Source organism: Nocardia sp. 852002-20019_SCH5090214 (assembly GCF_001665865.1).
In the GTDB taxonomy this organism is placed as follows: Bacteria; Actinomycetota; Actinomycetes; order Mycobacteriales; family Mycobacteriaceae; genus Nocardia; species Nocardia nova.
Genome location: NZ_LZMK01000093.1, coordinates 1 through 521 on the forward strand (window position 1 = coordinate 1; position 521 = coordinate 521).

The 521-nt window shown below is 66.6% G+C and carries 1 pseudogene; it reads right to left on the reverse strand.

The annotated features are described in order from the left end of the window. Window positions 1-446: pseudogene (locus tag A5780_RS07890) on the reverse strand (hypothetical protein); the annotation flags it as partial. Window positions 447-521: the final 75 nt, after the last annotated feature.

Genomic DNA, 521 nt, shown 5'->3' on the forward strand with positions numbered 1-521 from the left:
TGAGCGAGCCTGGCGAGCGTTTGAGCAATGTCGGTGCCGGGCTGGCTGAAGGTGGCGTCGAAGTAGGCAAGCAGGTAAGCCCGTTGCAGGTCGATCGAACGGGCCGTGTCGATTGTGCCGACTGCTTCGGCCTTCTTGGCGGGCTCGAGCAGGCCGGCCGTGGTCAGTTGCGGCAGGATGATCTGCTGGTCGCACAGCGACATGTGCTGGGTTCCTGCGATGCGCAGGGGGATCTTCACCCCGGTGTTGGTTGCCCAGCGCGGTTCCCAGCCCGGATTGCCGAACCAGGGCGAGGTGTCGCTGGCCAGCATCAGCAGCGGCCGGTCGAGACCGTCCGCGGCGACAGAGCCCAGGATCGGGCCGTCCAGATCGACGCCGGCACGGACACGGTGGTCGTCGTGCATCGTTTGCACGGTTGTCGACCCGCCTAGCGAGTGACCGAACATTCCGACTTTCGACAGGTCGAGGTCCTCGGCGAGGTGCGGTGGGAGTCCAGCGCGTCCCGGCTGTTCGGTGGCAGC